General features: G+C 47.8%; 14 protein-coding genes. 9 read left to right on the forward strand and 5 right to left on the reverse strand.

Going from position 1 to position 25965, the window contains the following annotated elements; all coding sequences use genetic code 11:
* The first annotated feature begins 92 nt into the window (after nt 1-92).
* The 3 genes from MHI06_RS04090 to MHI06_RS04100 are packed head-to-tail and all read left to right on the forward strand — an operon-like array spanning nt 93 to nt 13689.
* Nucleotides 93-803 (forward strand): serine protease, encoded by a 711-nt coding sequence (locus tag MHI06_RS04090; protein WP_340400536.1) that lies wholly within the window; start codon nt 93-95, stop codon nt 801-803.
* 22 nt (nt 804-825) lie between these two features.
* Nucleotides 826-5988, forward strand: coding sequence for a hypothetical protein (locus tag MHI06_RS04095; protein WP_340400537.1), 5163 nt, complete (start codon nt 826-828; stop codon nt 5986-5988).
* A gap of 21 nt (nt 5989-6009) precedes the next feature.
* The gene (locus tag MHI06_RS04100; protein WP_340400538.1) at nt 6010-13689 is read left to right on the forward strand and encodes an S-layer homology domain-containing protein; all 7680 of its coding nucleotides are present in this window, start codon (nt 6010-6012) and stop codon (nt 13687-13689) included.
* Nucleotides 13690-13795: 106 nt separating this feature from the next.
* Here the strand turns inward: MHI06_RS04100 and MHI06_RS04105 are convergent, their stop codons facing one another.
* A complete protein-coding gene (locus tag MHI06_RS04105) occupies nt 13796-14737 on the reverse strand; it encodes an AraC family transcriptional regulator (RefSeq protein ID WP_340400539.1) in 942 nt (313 codons plus the stop codon).
* A gap of 171 nt (nt 14738-14908) precedes the next feature.
* Here MHI06_RS04105 and MHI06_RS04110 point away from each other — a divergent pair, with 171 nt between their 5' ends.
* From MHI06_RS04110 to MHI06_RS04120, 3 genes are all read left to right on the forward strand, one after another.
* The gene (locus MHI06_RS04110; protein WP_340400540.1) at nt 14909-15928 is read left to right on the forward strand and encodes a glycoside hydrolase family 88 protein; all 1020 of its coding nucleotides are present in this window, start codon (nt 14909-14911) and stop codon (nt 15926-15928) included.
* Nucleotides 15929-15941: 13 nt separating this feature from the next.
* Entirely contained in the window at nt 15942-18122 is a 2181-nt protein-coding gene (gnpA, locus tag MHI06_RS04115; protein ID WP_340400541.1) for a 1,3-beta-galactosyl-N-acetylhexosamine phosphorylase, read from the forward strand.
* A gap of 239 nt (nt 18123-18361) precedes the next feature.
* The gene (locus MHI06_RS04120; protein ID WP_340400542.1) at nt 18362-18583 is read left to right on the forward strand and encodes a hypothetical protein; all 222 of its coding nucleotides are present in this window, start codon (nt 18362-18364) and stop codon (nt 18581-18583) included.
* Nucleotides 18584-18724: 141 nt separating this feature from the next.
* Here MHI06_RS04120 and MHI06_RS04125 read toward each other — a convergent pair whose 3' ends face one another.
* On the reverse strand, nt 18725-19048 hold the full coding sequence (locus tag MHI06_RS04125; RefSeq protein ID WP_340400543.1) for a hypothetical protein: 324 nt from the start codon (nt 19046-19048) through the stop codon (nt 18725-18727).
* Nucleotides 19049-19160: 112 nt separating this feature from the next.
* Nucleotides 19161-20105, reverse strand: a complete 945-nt coding sequence (locus MHI06_RS04130) for an alpha/beta hydrolase (RefSeq protein WP_340400544.1) — start codon at nt 20103-20105, stop codon at nt 19161-19163.
* Nucleotides 20106-20284: 179 nt separating this feature from the next.
* Between MHI06_RS04130 and MHI06_RS04135 the strand changes: the two genes are divergently transcribed.
* The 3 genes from MHI06_RS04135 (at nt 20285) to MHI06_RS04145 (ending at nt 23683) form a co-directional block, all read left to right on the forward strand.
* On the forward strand, nt 20285-20614 hold the full coding sequence (locus MHI06_RS04135) for a metalloregulator ArsR/SmtB family transcription factor (protein WP_062836296.1): 330 nt from the start codon (nt 20285-20287) through the stop codon (nt 20612-20614).
* Nucleotides 20615-20782: 168 nt separating this feature from the next.
* The gene (gene sulP, locus MHI06_RS04140) at nt 20783-22558 is read left to right on the forward strand and encodes a sulfate permease (RefSeq protein ID WP_340400545.1); all 1776 of its coding nucleotides are present in this window, start codon (nt 20783-20785) and stop codon (nt 22556-22558) included.
* A 135-nt stretch (nt 22559-22693) separates the two neighbouring features.
* Nucleotides 22694-23683, forward strand: a complete 990-nt coding sequence (locus tag MHI06_RS04145; protein ID WP_340400546.1) for a phosphotransferase — start codon at nt 22694-22696, stop codon at nt 23681-23683.
* A gap of 113 nt (nt 23684-23796) precedes the next feature.
* Here the strand turns inward: MHI06_RS04145 and MHI06_RS04150 are convergent, their stop codons facing one another.
* Together MHI06_RS04150 and MHI06_RS04155 are read right to left on the reverse strand one after the other, a co-directional pair.
* Nucleotides 23797-24786 (reverse strand): DUF4003 family protein, encoded by a 990-nt coding sequence (locus MHI06_RS04150; protein WP_340400547.1) that lies wholly within the window; start codon nt 24784-24786, stop codon nt 23797-23799.
* A 37-nt stretch (nt 24787-24823) separates the two neighbouring features.
* The gene (locus MHI06_RS04155; protein ID WP_340400548.1) at nt 24824-25606 is read right to left on the reverse strand and encodes a hypothetical protein; all 783 of its coding nucleotides are present in this window, start codon (nt 25604-25606) and stop codon (nt 24824-24826) included.
* Nucleotides 25607-25965: the final 359 nt, after the last annotated feature.

Consider the following 25965-nt stretch of genomic DNA (forward strand, 5'->3'; position numbering starts at 1 on the left):
TTATAATGCGGAAGCAAGATATGTCGAACGGGCACAGAAAAAGCATCGAAAGACCTATCTTTGCGCGACTATGGGCTGATGGAGTTGAGAAAATGGAGAGAAGCATCACATCTTGGCGTTTACGGCGTCAGATGATTGGCATTTTGGCTGTACTGATTGCTGTGGCGTGTCTGAACGGGTATACGGGGTCATCTGTCGCCAAAGCGGCTGGGACCGGGCAAGTGGCCGTATCGGGAGCTGAAAAAGCGTATCAGTCCGCGGCGCAAGCTGTCTTTTACCTGAAAGCGTATCGCAAGGACGGAACGCTCAAAACGGTAGGTACCGGTTTTCTGATCGGTAATGGTAGAGCACTTACAGCAGCCCATGTTGTGAAGGACGGGGTTTCTTTCGAGGCAGTATTTGAAGATGGTTCCATCCAAAAGATAACAGTTCTGAGCGCTGACACCGAAACCGATGTGGCTATGCTGTCTGTGCAGAATAGCAAAAAACGTCCGGTCCTTACCCTGTCAGCGGACAAGCAACCTGCAAGATATGGGCAACAATCGTTTGCCATCGGATACCCGCTGAAGGATGGCAAGATCATTACGGAGGGCATTGTGAATGCACCAACCGCCGAGGTGAACGATGTCATTCGCTTGCTGACTTCCGCGCAGGTGTCTGCGGGCATGTCGGGTGGTCCTTTGTTAAATGAAGATGGTCATGTGATCGGATTAATCTCCGGTTCGTTCCGGACAATGACTGGCATTCATATCTGTGTAACGATCGAAGATATTCGCAAGCTGATGAAGAAGTCGAATACATAACGGGAAAAAAGGGGAATCTCGCATGTTCAAAAAGTTATTACTCTGCCTGCTTGCCGCTTTGCTGACGTTGACGTCTGTGAGCTGGCCACACCTGCCGACCGTTTCCGCAGCTGCGGAGTACGCGTATGTTAATATTCCGAACGGCGGTGGTAAGATCATCAATCGGGGAGACATGTCTTCCTGGAACAATAAAATCGACAAGTTTGAGGCGAACAGCTTTGGTATATTTGCTGCCGGTGCGCCGGGTACTTCAATGGAAAAGGAAGATATTGAAACCGTAAGTGCAAGTCATGTTAGAACGAAGGGAGCAGGTTTATTTAAAGCCAAGATTTCGGTAGCGAACAATCCGTCATTAAGACGATTGGCTGAAGGTGGAGACGCCAGAATGCTCCTTAAGATTGGATCGATTGACGTTTTTATCGGTGGTATGAACGTCCGCGTCGATGTTAACGGCAAAGAGAAGTTCAATCAGTTCAATCATGATAAGTCGGCTAATTCGTCATGGATCGCTTTCGGACCCAATGATACGATCGAAATCACATTGTTTGGTTTTTTTAAAAGTGCCAGTGACATTGAGCTCTATTTCGCGGATATCACCCCTCCTACGTACAACGGCAATACACTGACCCATACCGGGGCAGTTCGATTCAATGCCGATCCGGCAGTACAAAAGAATGAGTTGTTCCTGAAGCAAGGGAGCAACCTCAACCTTGCGCTGAACTTCAGCGAGCCAGTGTTTCCTGATTTTGCAGAGCTTGCCTCTGACCGAATTGATGGCAAATTCAGTTTCATGCGTACGGAACTGTTCAGTAATCCGGGTGGAGACGGCTTCGATCCGTCCGTTTATTATCTAACGAGCGCAGATAGCGGATACGGTGACTTTGCGCAGGGTGGACTGGATCGGAACATTCATGCACGCTCCACTTTTAACTTTCGTTATCAGGCTGCGTTAAATGATAGCACAGGCAACATTCCTATTGATCCGAAACGCCTGATCGCGCCCTCCGAGGAGGACCGTCCAACATTACTGGAACGGATGAATGCAGCAGGCTTTAGTGATGGTGCGGGTAATCCCGTTGCCGCTTTTAATGGCATTGGAACAGTTCCTTTTGCCGATAACGCGAACCCGGGCGGTACGTTCCGTACCATTATCGACGCGCGCGTACCACAGTACTCAGCATCTCGCAACGGCGTGCAGCCTGAAGTACTAACGGGACTTGTGCTGAACAAGGGCGACGTTGTTGATTTTACCGTGTACCTTAACGAACAGGTCATCAGCGCGTTTACTCCGACCGAGGATACACGACTCAAGTTTGCCAATGGCTTAACTGCCGCATATGTTGGCGGCCAGAACACGAATACATGGACGTTCCGTATGACGGTACCAGACGGCAAGAGCATCGAAACGTCATTGCTGGAGACAGCTGCTTTGGAGCATGCCAGCAATCCTGGCGACGGGAAGGCTCTGACGGACTACGCGGGTAACGTGCTCACTGAGCCAGTCAAGAAGATTGATTGGGCTGGATTGTCTGTGGACAATACGGCACCTGAAGTGAATTTTGTCTATGAGAATCAGGACGGAGAAATTATTCCCGAAGGACAATACGTGGGAAATGGATCATTCACAATCAATGCGTTCGATCCCGACTTGAACGGCCAGACGAGCAAAGGATTATTCCGGCCAGGCAGTGGTTCAGGGCTCGTGTATTATGTGCTGAACCAGAGTCCGAATGATCCCTTCGCTGGGAAAAACGACAACTTTGCGGCAGTGAAACGGTATTCCCTGACGCAGAAGCAGCCTTCTGATGAACTATATGCATCTGGTTTCCAGGGCGTTGTACTGACTACCGGACAGAATGGCGTGAAAGTAGAACTGCCGGATGACGGCACAGGTTTGAACGGGAACTGGTATTTGCATACATGGACTGCCGATATGAGCTGGGACTCGGCACGTCAGCGGATGCAATACGACAAAGGCAGCAGTGAACGTGCAGCTTACCTTGCCCAGCACCCGGATGCCACACCTGCTGAGCTGGAGGAATATTATCGCTCAAGCATTCTGCCGAATCTGTCCGATTACGGCAATACAATGCAGTGGCCTTTGGTCGATTTCAAACAAGATGATTCCAATTGGTCGTACCATGTCGGCTTGTTGAAAATTGACACTGACGATCCAACCGTCGAAGTTGCAAACATCGTGGACAATAACTCCGACAATGTGAAGATTACGGTTAAGGCAGCTGATCCGACTTCTTCTATTAAAAATAACAAGGTGCAATACCAGTTCGTGGCCGTGGGCAAGAGCCCTGTCGCTTCCGGGTGGCAGGATGCCGAGCTGAACGCACAAGGTGAAGCTGAGATATCAACATTGAATGATCCGGCGATCTCCAAAGGTGGACAATACGAGCTGCATGCGAAAGCCGAGGATGTGGCGGGCCATTCAGCTTCTGCCGATCCAAAAGCAGTTGATGTGCTTGTCATCTCAACCAAGTTCAAAGCCTATCCGGGTACCTATGCGATCAATGACGGACCCGACTTCACCGTAGCTGGTGTTCCAATCGATACGATTGAATATCAATACAGTGAAAGCTCTGAACGTCCTGTGGGCAACAGTAAATGGGTTGCTTTTGAGGATGAACCGAAGGAAACAAAGCTGGGGGATGTACCCGCCGAGCGCTACAGCTTCCCTGCCGACAAAACGTTGAACGGGACCTGGTACGCCCATGTGCGCATCAAGCAGCAGGATACCGGACGTTATTACTACTATTATCAGGAGTACAAATTCGACCATCTGCCACCTGTCACGAAATTCGGTTCGCAGGGTTATCTGTATCCGATGCCAGAGCAGACGGTACAGATTGATGTGTCTGACACGTTGGTGGACTTTAACGGTGTTGCAGCCAAGAACATTCGTTACCAATGGATCAAGGTGGTTGACGGGCAAGACGAGAAGGAACCAGATCCGGAAGGCAAGGGCTGGAGCGTGTCCCCTGCGGATCGTTTGATCACTTTGCAGGTAGACAACAAAAAGGACAACGGTAATTACCGTCTATATGTCCATGCCAGTGATAGCTTGGGTAACAGTAAGCTTTACCACACAAGTGGTCTGTTCTCCGTGTTCTATCTGAGCAGTGAACCACCTGTTGGCAGCGCGCGTTTGATTCGGACAGAAGGTCCAGGAGATGACGGGTACACCGCCATCATGGAACTGACGGTTGATGTGCCAGCACAGGAAGGTTACTTCTATTCCGTTTCCACCAATGGCGGAGACAATTGGAGCACTTGGCTTCCTTACACGAACTATGTTGGCGTTCCTGTTGATACGAATGATTCAGGACAACTCAAGTCACAGGTTCGGGTCAAATTCAAAGGTTACTACGACAACATTAGCGATATCGTAACACCTGAGATCGAGCTTCAGGATGCCCCTGCATATGGGCTTGCTTCATTGGAGCAGATCATGCCGGTTCGCGGAGGCGAGAAGTTGCAGGATGGTGGGCAGAACGAAGGACAAGAGATCCTGTTCGACCTCGTTGATGGCAAGACCGTGAAGCCAACGAACAGCAACCCGGAAATGCCGGAAACGCTTGAGGTGAACAAACGGTTCAACATATACCGCAACGGAAGCTACTCCTTCACCGTGAAGGATGGCAGCAATACAGCAACCGTGTTCATCGTGGTCTCCAACTTCGATGATACGCCGCCAATGGTAAACGTGAAGTATTCCACGATTGCGGCAACGAATGGCACGGTTAAAGTAAATCTGCAATCGAGTGAACCGATCCGCATCACCAATCTGCCAACGTCGTCCAAAACGTTCCGCGAGAACGGAGAATTCACGTTTGAGTACGAAGATGCGGTTGGCTTTACGGGTAGTGTCACGGCAACGGTGAGCAACATCGATACCACGCCGCCGGAAGCAGATATTGTCATGCACTACAACCATCCCGATCTCAAAGCGTTGATCCGTTACGGTAGTGGTACTGCTGTCGTGGATAGCGCGGGTGACGGGTACAATGCAAACGGAGAATTTACTCATTTCGCAGCACCGACAACAGGTAATGTGATCGCGTCTAATCTGATCGTGGCGCAAGTGCTGCCGAAACAGGGACAGGTTCAGGATTATCAGGTGGTTTCCAATAGTTCAGGGACGAACCAATCCTCATTGGTCATGACATCAGGTAGTAAAGCACGCTTCTCGCTGGCAGATGCCGCAGGGAATAATGCGAAGCTGGAATCCGAAGCGATTACAACACTCGTTGGATCGATCCCGGCTGTAGAAGAGATCACGATGGTTCGAGTAGACAACGACGGACAGACCATCGATGATAGCAAACTGGTGCAGATCGGCGATCAGGCTTACTCCAAAGGCAAAGTGCGTGTAGGTCTTGTGATGCCATCATCTGTAGTAGAAGGCAATACGATCTATGCCGGGGCAACCCCGGTAGCGAGCTTTAGCGCCGACTACGCCAGCAATGGGGAACATTCGATTTTACTTTCAGACGTACTTGGTAACAAGAAACAGGTCAACTTTACGATTGCGGGTCTGGATAACACGGCACCAACGATCCGTCTGAACAAAGCATCCACCACGGTTCTGCAAAACAAACAAGGCTTCGATTTGGTCACGTATCTGGGCGGATACACAGTGAGCGACAATCTCACATCTGCGGAGCAGATTCAGGTGACGGCTGCGGAGTACGTGCTGGAAGGCGGACAATACGTGGAGAAACAACTGAACCTCACGGTGACGGGTAAACACACGATTCGTTACACGGCGAAGGACCAACTCGGAAATGCAGGCTACGCGCTGCAAACGGTGTTTGTTCGTTCGACAGATGGCATGTTCGTTACAGCCAATGGCATTCCGTTGTCGGATACCGAATCCGAAACAGCAATTGTGAATACAGGTACGGTCACGTTCAATGTGAGCAACTTCCGCACGATCGAGACTACTGGCGGAACCAAGCTGGAGAACGAACTCGGCACGTATGACATTTATTATTTCCCGGGTCTGGTTCGCGAAGGACAGATGAAATATATCGCGACCCGAGTGACTTACAAGGATCTGATCAGCAAAGATTTCAAGGTTACACTGCCCAAAGCAGGATGGTACACCATCATTGTGCAGAATCAGGAGCGCGAACGCGTATACTCCACGCTGCTTGTTAATCGGGCCAATTAGAGAAACGGAAGGGGTTCACCCATGCGACGGAACAAAATCATTCGGATAATCGCAACGTTGATGGCCATGGTCATGCTGATCAGCGTCTTGCCGCTTCACATCGCGGTAGCGGCCGTTTCCTCAGCGGGAACGACATCCATTAAGAACGGGTTTATCAAAGTAACAGTGGACAATGCAAGTGGGCGCTTCAGTATTCGTACTGAAGACGGACAGCCAATCCGCAAAAAGGATAACGGCGTGGATATGATCTTTGGTGGAGATAACCCGGAGACGTCGTTCACGACATTCCGCATTAACGGAACGGATCTGATCTTCGGTAATCCGTACAAAATGGCACCGAACTGGACCTCGGAGGTTACACCTCCAAAGGTCGTTACGGGTAATGACGGTACCCAAAGTCTGGTTACCGTATGGACCGTTCAAGGTATTCGCATTAGCCAAGTGATCACTTTGCTGTTGAAGGAAGACAAGGATCAGGGTGGTAATGCGCGTGTTCAATATGTGGTGGAGAATACGACAAATGCCAAGGTAGAGATCGGGTCACGTGTGTTGCTGGACACGTCGGTTGGTGGCAATGACGGCCCGGCCTTCCAGATCGGGCAGAATTATTCCGTTCCACTTACGGTGGAGCGCAAACTGGTTCACGAGCCAGAGAAGCTCGGTTATGACAAAAACGTGGACGAGCAGGCATACAATTTGCATAAACTGCCACCGTACTGGGTGATGCGGGACAAGCTTGATCTGAGCAATCCGCTGGCGACGAATGTCATTGCCTATGGATTCAACAACTTGTTCGAGGGCGGCATTAACATTGTTGATGAAATGGTGGTAGGCCATTGGGCCAATCTCGCCGGAACGAAATGGGAATATGAACCGGACGAGAATCTTGATTTTACGCAGGATACAAATGACTACGGTACAGCCGATACGGCCGTGGCTTTCTATTGGGAGCCTGATGCGGTTCAAGCTGGTGGCCAACACTCGTATGAACTGGTGTACGGCTTGGGCGAGATTGTATCCCCGGAGAAGGTATTCGATGTTCGTTTCCTGGATCCAACGCAGAAGCTGGAGACCAATGAGGAAGAGACGGGTTACGTGAATGACGGCGTGTTCGAAGTGAACACGGAGATCGAGAACCTGGAGATGTTCAACACAAACCATAGCCAGATCGATGTGACTCTGACACTGGAGAAAGGTCTGAGCTTTGTGGATGAGAATGGGAAGGAACTCAATGCAACGAGCCAGAAGCTTACCTTCCGAAAGGATGTTCCGCCGGAACAAGCTGCACAGGGCATTGAATTCATTCCGTATAAACCGGGCGAGGTCGTCGCAGCCAAATGGCGAGTGAAGGGTACAGGCAAAGCCTGGCCTTCAACGCGCCAGTATATGGTGACGGTGAGCAGCCCGGAGACAGAGAAAAAGCTGGAGACGGCTGCTCAAGAGAACGAGGGGCTTCCGGAATCGGAAATTCGTGCAATCTATGAATCGTCAAGAGCAGGTTTTATTTTCCTGCCACCGGTTGGCGAATTAAGAGAGACGTTGGTCTACGCCATGTCACCGGAGGAAGCGTACAGCAAGGACGAGAAGTACATCACGCTGAACGTGTCCAATATTGCTGCCTACAATGTCGGCAATGAAGCAACATCTACCGCTGCCAACTTTGACATGTATCTGGTGAACGTGAAGAACGGGGATCGTTACAAAGTGCCGGTGACCCGATCTGTAACATCCCAGCCACTTGGAAACGGGTTCGCGGGAGATTTGAAGCTGGTATATCGTGGCGGGGAAAAGGTGAAGGCGGATGGCACAACGCTCGAAGTGCTGAACGACGCGATCTTGCCACTTGGTGAATATGCCGTGCAAGTGGACTATCGGGACAAGTCCATTCCCGAGATGGCTGAAGCGCTGAGCTTCAAGACAGACCAGACCTTTGCTATAACCGAGAACGAAGAGAACCGGGTTCGCAAAGCCGGAATTCTCGCTGTGTTTAAAACCAAACTGGACCTCAATGCAGGTGCTGGTGAGAAAGCGACGTTTGCCAGCGTGCTGCCATGGACGTATGGTAACCTGACGGATACGCAGTTCAAAACAAAGCTGGATCAGGACCGGGCGAGACTGACAGCTGCCAAGCAGGAAATGGTAGCAGCTTCACGCAAGCTGGACCCTGCCCTGGATGTAGCTGGGGCAATCGATACATCGGCTTCGCCGGTATATGCGGTCCAAACGTTCGAAAATGAAGCAGCCTTCGAAACGTTCAAAAAAGGACTTGATGAGGATACCGAGCAGGAGGTTGTTCTGGAAGTGCGCGGTAAGATCGTGCAGTCCGGTACGGGTGCAAACGCCCAATACACGGTTCAATCGGATACAGAACCTGCGATTCTCAACAAGAGTGTAGCTTACAGCGGGAAAGACCTCACCATTTCAACAGGGAATTTTCCACTCGCCAAAGATTTGAGAGCCAATACAGACACGCCGTTCTTGCAAACCCTCTTTGTGGGTGGCGACGGTACCCTAAGTGTGGCGAACAGCGGTTTCGTATTCCACTCTGGTGAATGGACCGTTGATTTCTACAACGGATTCGATAAGTCACTCGGAACGGAATCAAAGCTGACGGATGAAGAGCAGGCATGGGAGGAAGGACGCAATCCGGAAGACCCTACCCTGAACGGAACTCTGACTTGGGCTAACGGTATGCTGGGCGATGCGCTCAATCCATACCGCAATCTGCTTGTCTCCTATGTGTACTTTAATAAACACACGTTGTTTTCAACACCTACCTTCTCGCTGAATGGCTTTGGGTTGAAACTCAATGACTTTGTGCTACGGCAGGATGGGGTGTCCTTCGGTGGTGCAATGAAGATGTTTATTGTAAATGGGGAAGTAAGCAACGTTATGTTCAACCAATCGGGCTTTGTAGGCATTGATTCCTCACTGGCGTTTGAACTGGATAATAGAATTGGTTTGTTCAAACCGGACTCCGAGGATAGCGTAAAGGGCGGTATCAATGTTACGCACTATAAAGACCCGAACAAATACGGCGTCATGAATTCGTACGGCGTTAACTTCGAGGCGAAGCTGGAGAACTTGTTCTCCATTAGTGCGGAGCTTGCCTTTAAACGAGTTCCCGACGGACGAATTATTCCCGACGTCATTGCTTTTGGATCGGACCTTCCTGATCCGGGCATCATGATCAATCCGGCTACCAAAATCTCAAGTATTCGCGGCGCGATCCGTGAACTTGCGATGACGATTGCCGGTGGTACCGAGCGCTTGCCACTGACGCTGGAGGCAGGCATCGATATGGAGCTGGGACAGAAACCGGCTGTTTTCTCAGGTAGTGTAGACCTGACGCTCAAAGCTACCGGATTCAAAGTAGTGGGCAAACTCGGCTTCGGTGAAGGCAGCAAAGTCATCCCGATGCTGACGGAAGCGCTTGTCCAGACCCAATGGGCCAGCCCGATGTTTATCCGAGCCAGGGCACAGATTGATGTCGGTGGATGGGATATCATCGTGGGCAGTGCCAGCTTGTTTATCGGCGAGAACCTGGAGAAGGGACGAGTCGATTTTGAGGGTATGGTCAGCTCCAAAATACAGATACCAAGTTCAGTGCCAGTTGTCGGCGGTTTAGGATTTGGAACCCGTGCAGGCGTTAATAACGATGAACTGTGGGCAGGGATATCCTTGTTATTCCTCACCCTGGGCATCAAATATTACTGGGGCGGCGGTATCTCGTTTATGACCGATGGATCGGCATTGGATAACGAGGCACTCGCACACCTGTCGATTAATGATCCAGAACAGGGTCCGCGCCTGTTACAGATCGGAACGGGAATCGAGACGCTTGCGACCTCATGGGAAAATGAGGAGCCTGAGCGTTACGAGATTCGGTATACGGCTGTTGGGGACGGCATTGATATGATCGAGGATAGCTCGCAAAACCTCGGCATTGGCGGCATTCGTACGTCCAATGGAGGGAAAACGCATGTGATCCCGATGAGCGGAGTGACAGGGGATGCGCTCCTTGAATTGGAGTATTTTACAACAACCAGACCTACCCTGACTCTGAAACGTGATGACGGAAGCACGTACGATATCGTGTACGGAGAAGCAACGGATCGGAACGCAACGGCGTTTGAACAGATTATCAAAGCACCTAAAGAGGGTGATCTGAAGAGCGATGGTACAACAGTGACCAAAAAAGAAGAGCTTCAGGGAACCGATATCCGTCGGATCTATGTTGCGATTCCACAAGACGATGCCAAAATGGGAAGCTGGACGCTGACGTCCAGTCAATCGGTCAAGTCCAAGCTGATGAACATTCCAGTACTTCCTGAACTGTCATCGACGGAACTTGTGGTAGATCCACAGGATGCGGACCAATTCACAGCAACCTGGACCGTGGACAACGCTTCACCGGGAGATACGGTTGATCTGTATCTGTCTTCGGATCGTTTGCAGGCAACACCTACACCGGATGAATCAGTAGATCCGGGGATCATGATTGCCAAAGGCATCGAGATCGAAAGTGCCGATATTGGTGCTGACGGTCGTGCATCCGGCGAGAGGACCTTTGACGTGAAGCAGATTGCGTACCTCGGCGGAGCAGACCTTCGTGGTTTGCTGCAACAAGGGACATATTATCTGCGTACGGAACTGAAAACGGATATGGCATTCTCTGTCTTGTCTTCACAAGAAGGGTACACGCTCGTAGATCCGTTTGCTCCCAACGCCGTGCCGGTAGTGGAAACGAGAAGCATCGGTAACGGGCAGTTCGAGGTCGCTTTCCCAGCGATCACCAAAACAGCCGAAGAAGAAGCGGAGGAGTTCACTTACATCCTGACCGCTTCGGATGAGCAAGGACATCTGTATGATCCGTTCGGCGAAGAAGGATACAGTGAATCCGACTTGAAGGCCACGCTCAAGGATGGCAAGTATCATGTGACCGTGGGTGGATGGAATGCACTGGGTACGCCTAAGCTGGGTGCGGATGGCAAAGTGCTGCGCAATGCAGACGGCACCATTGTCATGGAGGATAAAGAGGTACGCCATTCCGGCCTGGAGCCGGGCAAATCGTATCGTATGGGCGTTACGGTCGCACGCAAACGGGCATCGGATGAGCAAGCGAATCTTCGTTTATCCACAACGACGTATAGCGGGACGAAGCTGCTTCCTGCCCCTACAGGGCCAGTGCTTTCGCTCGATAACAAACAAGTGGTCAACAATAAATACGAGGTTGTTACAAGTTCGAATCAGGTAACCGTGAACGTGGCTTCGAATCAGTCAAACGTTGTTGTAGAGGCTTCAACGGACGATGGTTCGCTCGGCACCACTAACCTTGCAACAACGGACAAGCTGAAGTTCAACTTTGAGGTAGATGGTGTATACGCAGTCCAGCTCAAAGCTCGTAATACCAGCACAGGGGATACGTCAGTCACAATGCTGTACGTGACGATGGATACGACGGCTCCGATGATCTATCTGGATTCACCTTCACAAGGCGAACGGGCACAGGGAGGTGTTGCGCTCGTACAGGGTACAACGATGACCGACGCCCAAGTGACAGTTACGGATGCCGATAGTGATCAAGAATTGGCACAGTTCAAACCGGACGAGAACGGAGTCTTTAAACATGAGGTGCCGATTGATGTGAACCGCATGAAGACCCGTCTCCGAATTAAAACGGAGGACGCGGCAGGCAATGTGAACTCTGCCGTTGTCGAGGTGCTGAACGGTGACTTCAAGCTGCCGCGCAGACTGAAACTGGTTATGCCGGAAGAACTTGTTGCTGGTGGAGAACAAGCTGCGGTTCAGACTTATGTGGAGTATACGGATGGAACTCGTGAACTCGCAGACAATGACAGCATCACCTACAGTGTGGTTATGGGTGAAGCGAACGCAGCCGTTCAGGATGAGGGCCTTCTTGACGGAAAACGTGTTGGAGCTGCTCTAATCCAGGCCGATTATACATGGCAAGGTACGGAGCTTAGCACGACGGATATCGTATCCGTAGTTGCACCGAAGACGGGAGCTGCACCACCGGATTACATGGATACGATCAAAGCATCCACGATCGGAACGGGCAAAAAGGGAGAGACACGTGTCTCGATCAGCGCTGCCGGACACAAAGGCAACATGGTTGACAGTGAACTGGCATACCGTATTTTCACGGACCAATCGCAAGTGATGCTACCAACATTTGAACAGGATATCAGCGGATGGAACACGCTGCCTTCCGATAAAGTCATCAAAGCAAAACCAGGCGAGTGGGTTGTTATCGCCAAACGAACAACGAGTGAGCCAAAACTCACGACAGCATCCTCTGCTGCGGTGAAGATGAATGAGCGGATCTCATCAAGCGTGGAACCAAGCGAGCCAAGCTCGGGCGGCAGCAAACCACCGGCATCCAATGTGCCTGTTGGCCCGTTGACGGTCGGTGGCGTAGCGATCGATAGTGCCGTTGGAGGTCGCGACATGAAGGTACCTCTGGAACTGGATGCAGTGCAGAAGGATGGATTGTTGCTGGTCGATGTTACGCCAGGCGTCAATGGCCCAACTGTGGTTGCTCGTCCTGTGCGAGAAGCGCTGCTTGATGCAGCCAAGCAAGGACAGCGAATTCGTTTGCACGTTGCAGGCCAACTGGAGCAGTTACGCTTCGAGCTGGATGCGGATCTGATTAAACAACTTGCTGCCAAAGACATTTCGATGGATTTGGAAAGCGATTGGGGCAGCTACCGTTTGGATTGGAATGCCATCGATCTGAACGCACTCGAAGCAGCATTCCCGGCGCAAAAGGCCGAGGATATCAAAGTAAGCTTGAATGTAGGCAAACCGGATCAGGCATACGAACGGCTTGCTAGTGAAGGCCGCATGATTCCAAGAGGAACCCCGGTTACCTTCAACATGACGGCAAGTGACGGTAGCAAGTCAGTCGAGATTGATAAACTTTTGAAAATGACAACCAAAGAACTGTACCTGCCGGTTGGAGAGGACGAGCGCTCCGTATCGACAGTGGTCGTTCTTGAGGCTGATGGCAGCTTGCGGCATGTGCCTACTCGCTTCGAAGTGCGGGAAGGCCGGATGGTTGCCATCGCCAGCAGTATGACCAACAGCGTATACTTGCCAATCCGATATGACGCTTCGTTTAGCGACATGAAGAGTCACTGGGCAAGCGAAGCGGTTCACGATCTGGCATCACGTCTCATCGTGAATGGCGTGTCATCTACTCGATATGAGCCTTCGCGTAGCATGACTCGGGCAGAGCTTGCTGCACTGATGGTGAGGGCCTTTGGCCTGAAACCAGACACAGGCGTAAGTTCAACATTCGCAGACGTTAAGGCAGCAGATTGGTACAACGATGTGGTACAAACGGCAACTGCTTATGGCCTCATGACGGGCTACAGCGGTAACCGTTTCGGTCCACAGGATGCCATGACACGTGAGCAAGTGATGGTCATGCTGATCCGTGCATACGAGATGGCAGGACATACTGCACCAGCTGTGAGTAGTGCAGCTAATAGCCTTGAAGGTTATACCGATGCATCAACGTTGTCTGATTGGGCCAAAGACAGTGCCGCGCAAGCGGTGAAACTGGGTCTAATTCAAGGAAAATCGGCAACGACACTTGAGCCAAAAGCTCCGGTAACGCGTGCCGAAATGGCGACGCTTGTCCGCAGATTACTTGTGGAACTGGATTTGCTGTAAACATGAAGTTGTTGATTTGAACTGGAAAAGCCCGAAAGTCATCACGACTTTCGGGCTTTTTTTGTACCCTTTTTTATGAGCAGGGTTATTACCTGTGCAAGTGAATTCATACCCACCCCGTAAATTCCAGTATGGACGCTTTTGCAGACTGTGCTTCCGTATGTGCCCCTTTGCGCCAGGTTTTGGGCGATTCTCCCATCAGTTTGGCGAAGCAACGGTTAAAGCTGGAGATGGATCGGAAGCCGACCTGCTCGGAGATGGACAGAATGGAGGCCTCTGTGCTTTTCAATCGCTTGCATGCCTCTTCGACCCGGGTACTGTTCAGAAAATCAAGCGGCGTGGTTCCCATAATTTCATGGAACTTGCGGCGAAAATGCGTTGTACTCAGATGACACAGATCAGCGAGATAATCGATGGTCACGGGCATCATATAATTTTTCGTGATAAACTCCAGCACGGGTGAAATGACCAAATCACCTTGGAGATCTCGTTCCTGTTCTTGCGCTGACCAACTCTCGTTACTCGCATGAACTCGAAGCAGTTCGATATATAGAGACATCAACAAGCCGTACGCGCTCTCCCGATAATAGGGGGACTGCTGCTTCATTTCTTCAACGATTGAAGTTGCGAGCATATGAATTTTGGGATGCTGTTCCTTATTCAGAATGCAATTGGTTCCCTGAATAGCCCATAGATTCGGTTCAATGTGACTTTGGGCGGTTTTGAGCGAATGACGGAAGAGCTCTTCCGGTGAAAAGAAGATATAGGCCCACAGGCTGGCGTTATTAGGCGAACTATATGTGGTATGCGGAAGATAGCGGGGAATGAACGTGACGTCGCCTGCCCGAAAAGGTACAGATTCCCCCTTAATCTCCATGATGCCTCCATCTGAATAACAGATGCCAATCTCCATGTGGTTATGGAAATGAAGATGCTCACTCTTGATATCAGATATTCTCCAGCGGTCTCCACTGAGTAACAGGACAGGAAAATCAATGGGCAGGCTGTAGTGGCGATATTCAATGACAGGTTTCTTCGGTTTGGGCATTTTCGAGGACTCCTATGTATAAATGATTGAAATTGCACAGTTTTGTTGCGAATATGCTTAGATTGAGACTATTTTACTGCGTACAATGGAATAAGTAAAGCGTTTACAAAAATGGACGGACACCTCTCAGGGCGCACTTGGGGGCGTGTGCGCAGGGAGAGGGGAATAACAATGCTTCAAGTGAAATATGACAGGGAACAGATCCTACACGTAATCGAGAACGTTACCAAGAAAACACTGGATATGGATCTGACATGGGATTGGCCCGGCGGTGTGGCTTATTATGGCGTATCCAGAGCCTATCAAACGACAGGCAACCAAGAGATTTTGGACAGGCTGGTGAAATGGGCGGACGAATATATCGAGCTGGGGCTGCCAAGTTGGACGGTAAATACATGTGCCATGGGCCATGTGCTCATCACTTTATATGAAGAAACCGGAGATCAGAAATATTGGGATATTGTCCTGAGCAAAGTTGATTATCTCCAGAACCATGCGCTTCGCTTTGGAGACAATGTGCTTCAGCATACGGTATCCGTTTCCAATGATTTCCCGGAACAGGCTTGGGCTGATACCTTGTTTATGGCGGCATTTTTTCTGCTCCGCGTAGGTAGCAAATTAAAAGATGAGGCCATGATTCAGGATGCGCTGAATCAGTATTACTGGCATATCAAATACCTGCAAGATCCGACCAGTAGTCTTTGGTATCACGGTTATAACAATATTAACAAGGACCACATGTCCGGATTTTACTGGGGAAGAGCGAACGCTTGGGGAGCCTATACGATGTCTCAAGTGAAACCGCAATTGAACGACTGGTATTTGTATCCGCAGTGTATGGATGTAGAATGTGCTCTTCGCGATCAATTGGCGGCTCTCAAGCTGGTACAGACCGAGAACGGCTTGTGGCGTACGGTTCTGGATGACGAAGAATCGTATGAAGAGGTGTCAGCTTCCGCGGGTATTGCAGCAGCGATGATCAATAATGGCAATCCACTACATACCAAATACGTGCAAAAGGCATTGGAAGGCATCCTGAACAACATTAGCGAAGATGGACGCGTGCTAGGTGTATCTGGAGGTACCGCGGTGATGAAGGATCGGGATGGCTATCGTAATATTCCAAAAGACTGGATTCAGGGCTGGGGTCAGGGCCTGGCACTCGCTTTTCTGTCCGATATGTTGAGATAGGGAGGGAACCACATTGTCCAAACCAACCAAAGGCTCCTTTACACTACCGGGAGAATCCGGTTATGAGGCACTGACGCTGGAACTTGCCAATCGCTGGGGTGCCGATGTGATCCGTGACAGTGACGGTACGAAATTGTCCGATGAGATTATCAATGCCGGATATGGCATCTATTCAACCATTTGCATTATTCGGGATCATAATGAATGGGCATCCCGTAATCTGGATAAGCTGCAGCAATGTTTTCTCATTACGAATCCGAAGGTTGCTGTGCAAGATTATGTATCCATCTATCTAATGGAGGACTTCTTCGCTGAACAATTCAGGGTGAATGATTCCAAAGAAGCGTTTAAATATTGGCAAGTTTATGATCGAACGACTGGGGAAGAGGTACCTAGAGGACAGTGGAATTATGAAAGGGAATCTGGCAATGTTGTCATTACTGGTGTTGCTCCTTGGCATAAATACACGGTGAGTTTCATGGTTTATCGGATATGGGAAGAGATTTCCATGTACAATCACACGACGAATAATTGGGACAAAGAGCATCTGATGCAGATTGACCCGATATATACAGACACCCAAACCTATTTGCTGGATTGGATGGAAAACTGGTGCCAAGGCCACCCGGAAACAACGGTTGTACGTTTTACGTCCCTATTTTATAACTTCGCCTGGATCTGGGGCAGTGATGAGCGGAATCGCCATCTGTTCTCGGATTGGGGTTCATACGATTTCACGGTAAGTTCGAGAGCGCTGGATCTGTTTGCTCAAAAATATGGGTACTCACTCTCCGCCGAGGACTTTGTAAATGGCGGTAAATATCAGGTCACTCATATGCCTGCGGATCAGCGCAAACTGGACTGGATGGCATTTATCAATGATTTTGTGATTGAATTCGGTAAAAAGTTGATTGATATTGTGCACAAACATGACAAGCTGGCGTATGTCTTCTATGATGACAGCTGGGTAGGCATGGAGCCGTACAATGATCGCTTTGAGGAATTTGGATTCGACGGTATGATCAAATGTGTGTTCTCCGGTTATGAGGCAAGAATGTGCTCAGGCGTTAAGGTTGATACCCATGAGATTCGCTTGCATCCATATTTGTTCCCAGTTGGCTTAGGCGGACTTCCTACCTTCAAGGAGGGCGGAGATCCAACCCTGGATACGAAGAAATATTGGATTAATATTCGGCGTGCGTTGCTTCGGGAGTCGATTGACCGGATTGGACTAGGTGGATATTTGCATCTGGTTGAGCCTTACCCGGACTTTGTGGATTATATCGAGAAGATTGCCCATGAATTCAGGGAAATGAAAGAGCTGCATCAAGAGGGAAAACCATATCAGATCAAGACAAAGGTAGCCGTTTTGCATAGCTGGGGCAAGTTAAGATCGTGGACCTTGTCCGGTCATTTTCATGAAACGCATATGCATGATCTGATTCATGTGAATGAGGCGTTATCGGGTTTACCGATCGAGGTCCAATTCATTGATTTTGATGATATTCGTCAGGGTGCATTGAAGGATGTGGATGTCGTCATTAATGCGGGTTCCGCTGGTTCTGCCTGGAGTGGTGGAGAGCATTGGAATGACCACCAAGGTGTAGACATCCTGACCCAGTGGGTGTACGAGGGCGGTACCTTTATGGGTATCAACCAGCCTTCAGCAATTGAAGGGTACGACAGCTTTTTCAGAATGGCGCATGTGCTTGGGGTAGATGAGGATACAGGTGCAAGAGTTGTTCATGGAAAATGGTCGTATGAGGTTGGGGATGAGCATGGTTTGGTACCGGAAGATGCTAATATCGCATCAAAAGGTAAAGGTAACATATATCTTACGGATGGGACAGCCAAAGTATTGCACGAGACAGATGGCAACATTACATTGTCCACGCATACTTTCGGTAAAGGGCAAGGCATCTACTTGTCTTCATTCGAATTCAATTGGGAAAATACGAGATTGCTGCAGAATCTAATTCGTTTTGCCGGGAATGAAGTGGGTGAGGCGAAGTATGTTCCAGATAACTTATATACTGAGTGTGCTTACTACCCTGAGAGCAACATATTGGTTGTGATAAATAATAGTGATCAGGTTCAATCCACAACGATTGATACGGAGCATGGAAAACAAACTGTAGAATTAGATCCGTATGATACGGTGATTACCAAGATTGGCTTAATTAAATCAGTGTAGGAACGGATAGTAGTTCTATTTCATAACGAAAAAAGCTCAAGCCTGCGGCGATCAGCCAATGCTTGAGCTTTTGTTGTATTCAGTGTCTATTAAAGCCTGTATTCCCGACTGGATTGATAAGTTAAATGCGTATTATACAAGAAATTTTATGGAAATGCAAGAGGAAAAAGATTGCTTTTACGTAGGCTATCGTTTATTCTAAAAAAAGGAAGTCTACTACATTTTAATAGGAGGTACGGATGATGGAAAATATGATGATGATGAACATGATGATGAATATGTGCATGGAAGAAATGATGTGCAAAATGAAATCCATGAAGATGATGATGGAATGTATGGAAGACAAGAGCATGATGGAAGGCATGGATATGAATAAAATGATGTCCTGCATACAAGAGTGCGACGAAATGATGACCACTATGATGGGCATGATGAGTAACATGAAGAAAGCATCCATGTAATTCATTGATTACAAGTTCGATTTGTAAAGCTGGCGGGCTTTACAACTCTGCTGCAGAACAGTTCACTGTATGCAGTCCAAAGAATAGTAAGCCTTTTAATAGGGCGGGTTGAGCAGACGAACTGCAGACCGGCTTTTTTTCTTATTTATATTGAAGAATCTTCCGCGATACATCGATCCGCATCAGCTTTAATTTGAACCATTGCTCCTGTAAGGATTCCGTCTGGTATCCTTCTGAAGCGACTCTTAGCTTGCTGAAAATATCCACCAGTTGCTTATTAATTCGGTCATAGCTTATAAGCAATTCACGGAGCAGTATAGCTTTCCGTTCTTTCTCCAGCAACGCATCTTTCTGATCACGAAGCTTTCTGAGAATATCTTCAGCCCATTCCGAGTCTTCTATTGTACGGGCAAAATTATATAAGTCCAAATAATCGTTAACCCAAGTTTGTGTCAAAGAATCCATGGCGTTATTCACTCCAGTCAGCTACGCTTTTCTATATACCGAGTATTATACCCGGAATAATATAATTTACAAGTAGTGAATGAGAATTTTCTGGATTTTATCCGTTGTAGTCTTATATATGCGATTCATGTGATACATGTTTAATGATATTAATGATTTTGTGCTTAGCGTCTTTGGCTTCAGGAATCGGATACAGTACGAAGACGTGGTTCATTTTGGGATAAACGAAAGTATGATGGTCAATGCCTTGGTCCGTCAGCTTTTTATCAAGCTGCATGTTGTCCGGAAATAAACCTTCATGGGTTCCGATGAAGATACTAATCTTGCCAAGCCCTTCGAAATCCCCGTAGATTGGACTAATCAGCGGATCGTCCAACTGTTTATCGGCTGCCCAAATCCGTCGAATCACATCATATCCTTCCACAGCCAGCATGGGATCTCTGGTCTCATAGTCGAATATCACTGGATTATCCAGAACCATATCCACACACGGTGATAATAGAATAATGTCTTTCGGCTGAGGAAGAGAATGCATCTTCAGGTAATGTGCAAGACTTAGCGAGATATTTCCTCCTGCTGAATCTCCCATAATAGTTAGCTGTAAGGGACTTTTTATGGATGCAATGATATCGCGATACAGATTTAGAAGTTTGGGATACGTATGCTGATAGTTGAAGTGTGGCAATTTGGGATAGATGGGGGCAATCACTTTGGCATTCAGTGCCTGAGCCATATGATCCATGAACTTCCAATGAAAAGACAGTGGTTGATGCGTATGGGCACCTCCATGGATATAGAGAATCACCCGTTGTTCAGGGGAACTCTGGTCATTTAAAGTAAATACCTGCATGTCTTCATAGGAACGCTCCTTCATAGGCGAAGTTAATTTAACTTTACCTAATTGATAGGGCTTAATGTTCTCAACGCCCATGTGCTCCAGATGTTTCTGCGTAAGTTCCCGTGTCGATAGATTTTTCTTGGTATCTAATGTTCCGATGTATTTTTCTAATAGATAGCTCGTTACAGAGCGTCTTTTATTATAAATTTGTATGCTCATTTAAGGTTCGTCCTCTCATCATTGAAGGTTGATATGTACAGTATAAAGGTTGAAGTATACTTCAAGGTCAAGGCTGTTATGTAGCAGGTGCCGATCGTTACGGTATAGAATGAAACTTATGATCGCATCTATGTTATGATCTTTATATATTCAAAAGTTTGAATAAAGGGGTATAACGTATGAATCAGAGCATACAACAGTTTAAAGCGGATTTTTTCAAAGCCTTGGCTCATCCCATGCGGATTCAGATTCTGGAGTTGCTGAGTGAAGGGGCGAAGAACGTCAACGAGTTGCAAAGTATCCTGGGGTCAGAAGGCTCCGCCGTTTCGCAACAACTGGCTGTATTACGTAGCAAAAATGTTGTACAGGGTCTGAAAGAAGGAACCACGGTCATATATTCTCTGCGAGACCCTTTGATTAAAGACTTGCTGGAGGTTGCCAAACAGATTTTTGACAATCATCTGGTCGATGCCATTTCCATGTTGGAAGATATCCGCAAAGAAACATAAACACGCGAAACAAGAGGAACCGGAAGTAAGTTCAGGTAACTTCTTGTTTTTTTGCATGTAATCAACGTCTCAGGTGTGAGCATTACGATTGACAGGGTGCTCGCAGGGGCGTAGTCTTCTTATTATATTCAAATATTCAAATATATGAAGAAAAGAAGGTTAAGTCAGATGAAATGCATGGGGAGATATGCGGGGTACAATGGTTCTGCTTTTCGGAAGGATCTGTTATCAGGGTTAATTGTAGGTATTATTGCGATTCCACTCGGTATGGCGTTTGCTATCGCTTCCGGGGTCAAACCGGAGTATGGCTTGTATACAACGGTGATCGCAGGGATTCTCATTTCCTTGCTAGGAGGTTCCAAGTTCCAGATTGGCGGCCCGACAGGGGCATTCATTCCGATCCTCTTCGCCATTGTGATGCAGTATGGATATGAGAATTTACTGATTGCCGGTATCATGGCTGGAGTAATGCTTGTAGTGATGGGACTTTTTAAGCTTGGGGCTTTAATCAAGTTTATCCCACGACCCGTGACCATTGGATTTACGGCAGGTATTGCCGTTATTATTTTCAGTGGGCAGATTGCTAATTTTCTGGGACTAAGCGGGATTGAGAAGCATGAAGATTTCTGGTCCAATATGAAAGAAATCGGGGTGCATATCTCAACCATTAATATATATAGTTTGCTGACAGCAGGCTGTTGTCTGGCTGTTATTCTGCTTGTGCCGAGATTTGCACCGAAGGTGCCTGCATCACTGGTAGGTCTGGTGCTATCGACGGTAGTCGCAGCGTTGTTTTTTGAAGGGCAGGTGACTACGATCGGATCGTCCTTTGGTGCGATACCAAGCTCCTTGCCTCAATTTCATGTGCCTGAGATTACGTGGGAGCGAATCGTAAACTTGCTACAACCCGCTTTTGTCATCGCCATGTTGGGCGGAATCGAATCATTGTTGTCTGCTGTTGTGGCCGATGGCATGACCGGAAGTCGCCATAACAGCAATCGGGAGCTTATTGGACAGGGGATTGCTAATATAGTAACACCGTTATTTGGTGGTATTCCTGCAACAGGAGCGATTGCACGTACGGCAACGAATATTAAATCTGGAGCTGTATCACCATTGTCTGGGGTTATTCATGGTGTAGTAGTCCTACTAGTAATTATTCTGTTCGCGCCATATGCTTCCCATATTCCACTTGCCAGTATGGCTCCAGTCCTGATGATGGTGGCTTGGAATATGAGTGAACGGAGATCGTTCATGCATGTCATGAAAACCAAAACGAGCGATTCGCTCGTTTTGCTCATTACCTTTTTACTGACCGTATTCACAAGTTTAACGACAGCTGTAGAGGTTGGGTTGATTCTGGCTGTCCTTTTATTTGTTAAGCGAATGAGTGAGATGTTGAAGGTTGCCAAAGTACTGCCCGATCCCAATCATAAACATGAGAAAGTCATGGCCCACATGGTCCACGAAGGACATGATTGTCCACAAATAAGCCTGTATACAATTGAAGGGCCGTTATTCTTTGGTGCCTCAGATAGGTTTGAGAAGTCGGTCATGGATTCGATTCATCGGCGACCAGGTATCTTGTTGTTGCGTATGGGCAAGGTGCCCTTTATGGATACGACAGGTGAATCCAATCTGGCCCATGTTGTCAAACATATGGAGAAATCTGGGGGGAGGATTCTACTTTCAGGCATTCAGGCACAACCTTTGGAGATGCTGAAGAGAACAGGCTTGATTGAACGGATTGGTCCTGATCATATGTTTGAACATACGGGTGAAGCCATCAATTTTGCATTAAGGCATCTGGATGATCAGAAATGTAGAGGGTGCAAACATTTTGCATTTCGTGAATGTGCTGCATTGTCGAGCGCTGTAAGCGATCCAGAGCATATGAGCAAGCTTAATACTGGAAAGCGAGTTAATGAAAATATTCCTGTATAATCCGCTGAAGAGATCGTGTTAAAATATATATTCTGGAAAATAAATGAAAAATATACTATGTTATAGATTGATAGGTGAAATATCACATCGTTCATCAGAAGAGAAAGAAGCATATTAAACTGAAGGAGCAACCATATGTCCATCCAACCGACTGCTTTACGTTCAGTGCTTAATCCTAGGTACCTTGAGTCTGCATTGAGGGATCAGTATGATATTGGAACATGGGAAGAATGTTTATTTTGGCTTAGAGGATTGAATGATACCTATCGGGTTCGCACGTCTACTGGCATGTATATTCTCCGGATCTACCGCACTGAAATTGCGGAGGCAGATGTTCAGTACGAACTATCGCTGTTGTCTCAACTGAAGAACGTTCTAGCTTCTGCGGAATACACCGACATTGGAGAATACATCGAGAAGAAAGATCATACGGGATATACGGTGTTGGAGGCTGCGGAAGGCAAGCGGGTTGCTGTGATGTTTCGGTATATTGAGGGTACCGAGAACAACCTGGAGGATGAGGAGTCCTGTTACGCCTTTGGTCAATCTGCCGCTGAATTGCATAAGGCAATGGATCAGGTGACCGTGGAGCTGCCACGTTATGAGCTGGATTTGAAGTTCCTTGTTGATGAGCCGCTTGAGGGAATCATCAACTACATCGGTGAGAACAATGAAGCAGCAGCATTTCTTCAAACGTTTGCAAGAACATTAAAAGAGCGCATTGTTGCCGTCACTAATCAAGGTCTTGACTTCGGCTTGTGTCATGGCGATATGCATGGGAATAATAATGCTTTTCAACAGGATCATCAGTTTATCCATTATGACTTCGAGTGGGCAGCCAAAGGCTGGCGTGCCTATGATTTAGCTCAAGTGAAAGTTCGAAAAAGACAGTCTGATGAGCGAAAAGCAGCATTATGGGATGCGCTAATGGCAGGATATCGTTCAGTCAGAAGTTTCTCTGCTGAAGATGAACAGGCGGTTGATCTCTTTATTGTTGCTCGCCGATTCTGGGTGATGGGTCTGGATGTTGCTTTTATTGAGAGTGATATGGGTGCGCTGGACTATGGTTCGGATTGGCTGGATAGTTTCGTGGAAGAGTTCCGGGATACGGGTATTGTATCGTAGTGAATGAGGAACATTATTTTAGGTTTAGACTTGAATGCTTTAAGACCCTTCCGAATGAACTTGAACTCGGGAGGGTCTTTTTCAACTCATATTGAAGGTAACATGGTCATTTGTTAGCTCGATGATGATGAAGCGGCAGCAGCCGATGCTGCGGCAGCTGCGGTCAAGGCGGCCTGCTGGGCGATAATAATATTCGTGATACTGGTTGAGATCGCTGTCGTAAGCACACCGTTTCGCAGATTCTCCACATGTTGAATGGCTATCAACGCAGAGGAGAACAGGAGCAACTCCTGTTTGTCAATCGACCAAGCACCGAACCCTTTTTGATTCCGTAACCAGTCATTTGTTTCCGCGACTTCATCCACTAACGAGTCTCTGTCAGAAGGCAGTAGGGAAAGGATACCGAGAGAGGGCAGTGTGTATGTTTTATCCATTCGAAGATCCCTTTTGCGAAAAGCTTCATTTAACGCAATCACACGAGCACTTGCTTCCGGGATATCATCTCCAAGAACGAGTGTCTGTGTTAACGCCTGCACACTGTTTCTGGAGGAGAACTCCGGCTTTAATTCGCCATAAAGTTGTTCCATGCGTGCCACACCGGTATCCACTTCGAGATCGGAGAGGGCTAACATGGCAGCGAAAATGTAGTCATCCTGTCCAGTAAGGAAGCGATGCTTTGCTTTCATGCCGTCATAAAATGACTTGGCCCGCTCGACCGTAGGTTGAAACTGGTCAGGTGATACCTGAGTAGCGATCTGATAGGCGGCAATAACCAGATAATCCGAGGTGCGAAATTTGATCTCTTTCATGAGGTCATAGACATGTAGGGTATCTGCCAGCTTCGTGTTCTCATCCGTTGTAAGGGAGAGCATGGTAGCAATACTAATAGCCGAATTACCTCTGAATGCAGAGAAGAGTTTCGTGTTTTGCTTGATCAACTCTTGGTTTTGGCGAATGGCTTCTGTATCAGCAACTTTATTCTCCGCTGCATAGAGAAAGGCACCCAGACGGTGAATCATCCCATGTTGCCATTTGAACGACTTCTTGATGATCTGAGTGTTGGAAACGAATAATTCAACTCGTTCTGCATGATGCTGCTGCATAAGTAGACCTCCATAGTCATTGTTAGTTTATAGAATTCTATTTCATGATTAGATTACCTTCACGCTGCAACATCAGCTCTTCCAACGCCTTGAAGCTGCTGGATTCAGGGTCTACCTCACTGCTAGACAATCGTACTTTCTTTAACTTAGACAGATTCAGAAGCAGACTTGGATCGGAGAACGATGTTTTACATAAATCCAATATCTCCAGGCCGGTTAGGGTAGAAATGAAATCCCATGACTTGGGTTTAAGCTTGGTCACATCAAGGTTTTTCAATGTTTGCATATCCGCCAGATGGTGCAGATCCTTCACTTTGGTTTTCTCTGCATAAAGTACTCTTAGGTTGGGACAGACGCCCATTCCCTGAAAACTTTCCACTGCTGAGCCTCTAAGCCGTATTTCTTCGATACCTTGGTGCTCATGGAATGAGCTTAGATCGGATACTGCGGCAAAGTTGGCATCCAAAATCTTTAAATGCTGCAACTGGGCTACATATGAGATATCGGCCAATTTCTTGGGAGCAATCAAGTGGATTTCTTCTACATCAGGAACGGCTTTGAACGAATCCAGTGATTGGAATTGGCAGGTTTGAGAACCAAGCAAAACGTTGCGTACACTGGAGACAGGCGCGAAGTCAGGTATGAATTCAACGTCACTAAACGGCAGGGTGATATGCTCTACGTGATCCGGGAGAACGCTTTGGCTCTCGTAATTATGTTTGGAGAAACTGACGTTTTGCAATGAATACAAAGAAGATAACAGATGATCAGGTAAGTTCTGCTCCACGTTGAATAGCTGCAATGATTTCAGATTTTTCATCTGCGATATGACTTCTATGTTTTTCTTGATCTTCGTTTTGCTGGTGAAGGCCAGGGGTGCCACTTCCACAGATAAGAGATTTAACGAACCATTTACACGAGAACGTAGAGGACAGAAAGAACCTGAAGAAGCGGAGCTAAAAGCTTTCTGTAAGAAAGCTACTTCGGAAGCATACACTGCACCTTTATTACCAGATTATCACCTTTGAAAATTTAATTCAGAATAATCTGGGGATAACAGCGATCGGAAGGTTGTTCTGTCATCGGAGTGGCAAGTGTAAATATATTTTAGTTCAATCTATTCTTGCAAAGAAGTGTATCAATATAAAAAAAGACCGCAATCAGCGGTCGTAGGTTAGT

This window comes from Paenibacillus sp. FSL H8-0079, from assembly GCF_037991315.1.
Lineage (GTDB): Bacteria > Bacillota > Bacilli > Paenibacillales > Paenibacillaceae > Paenibacillus.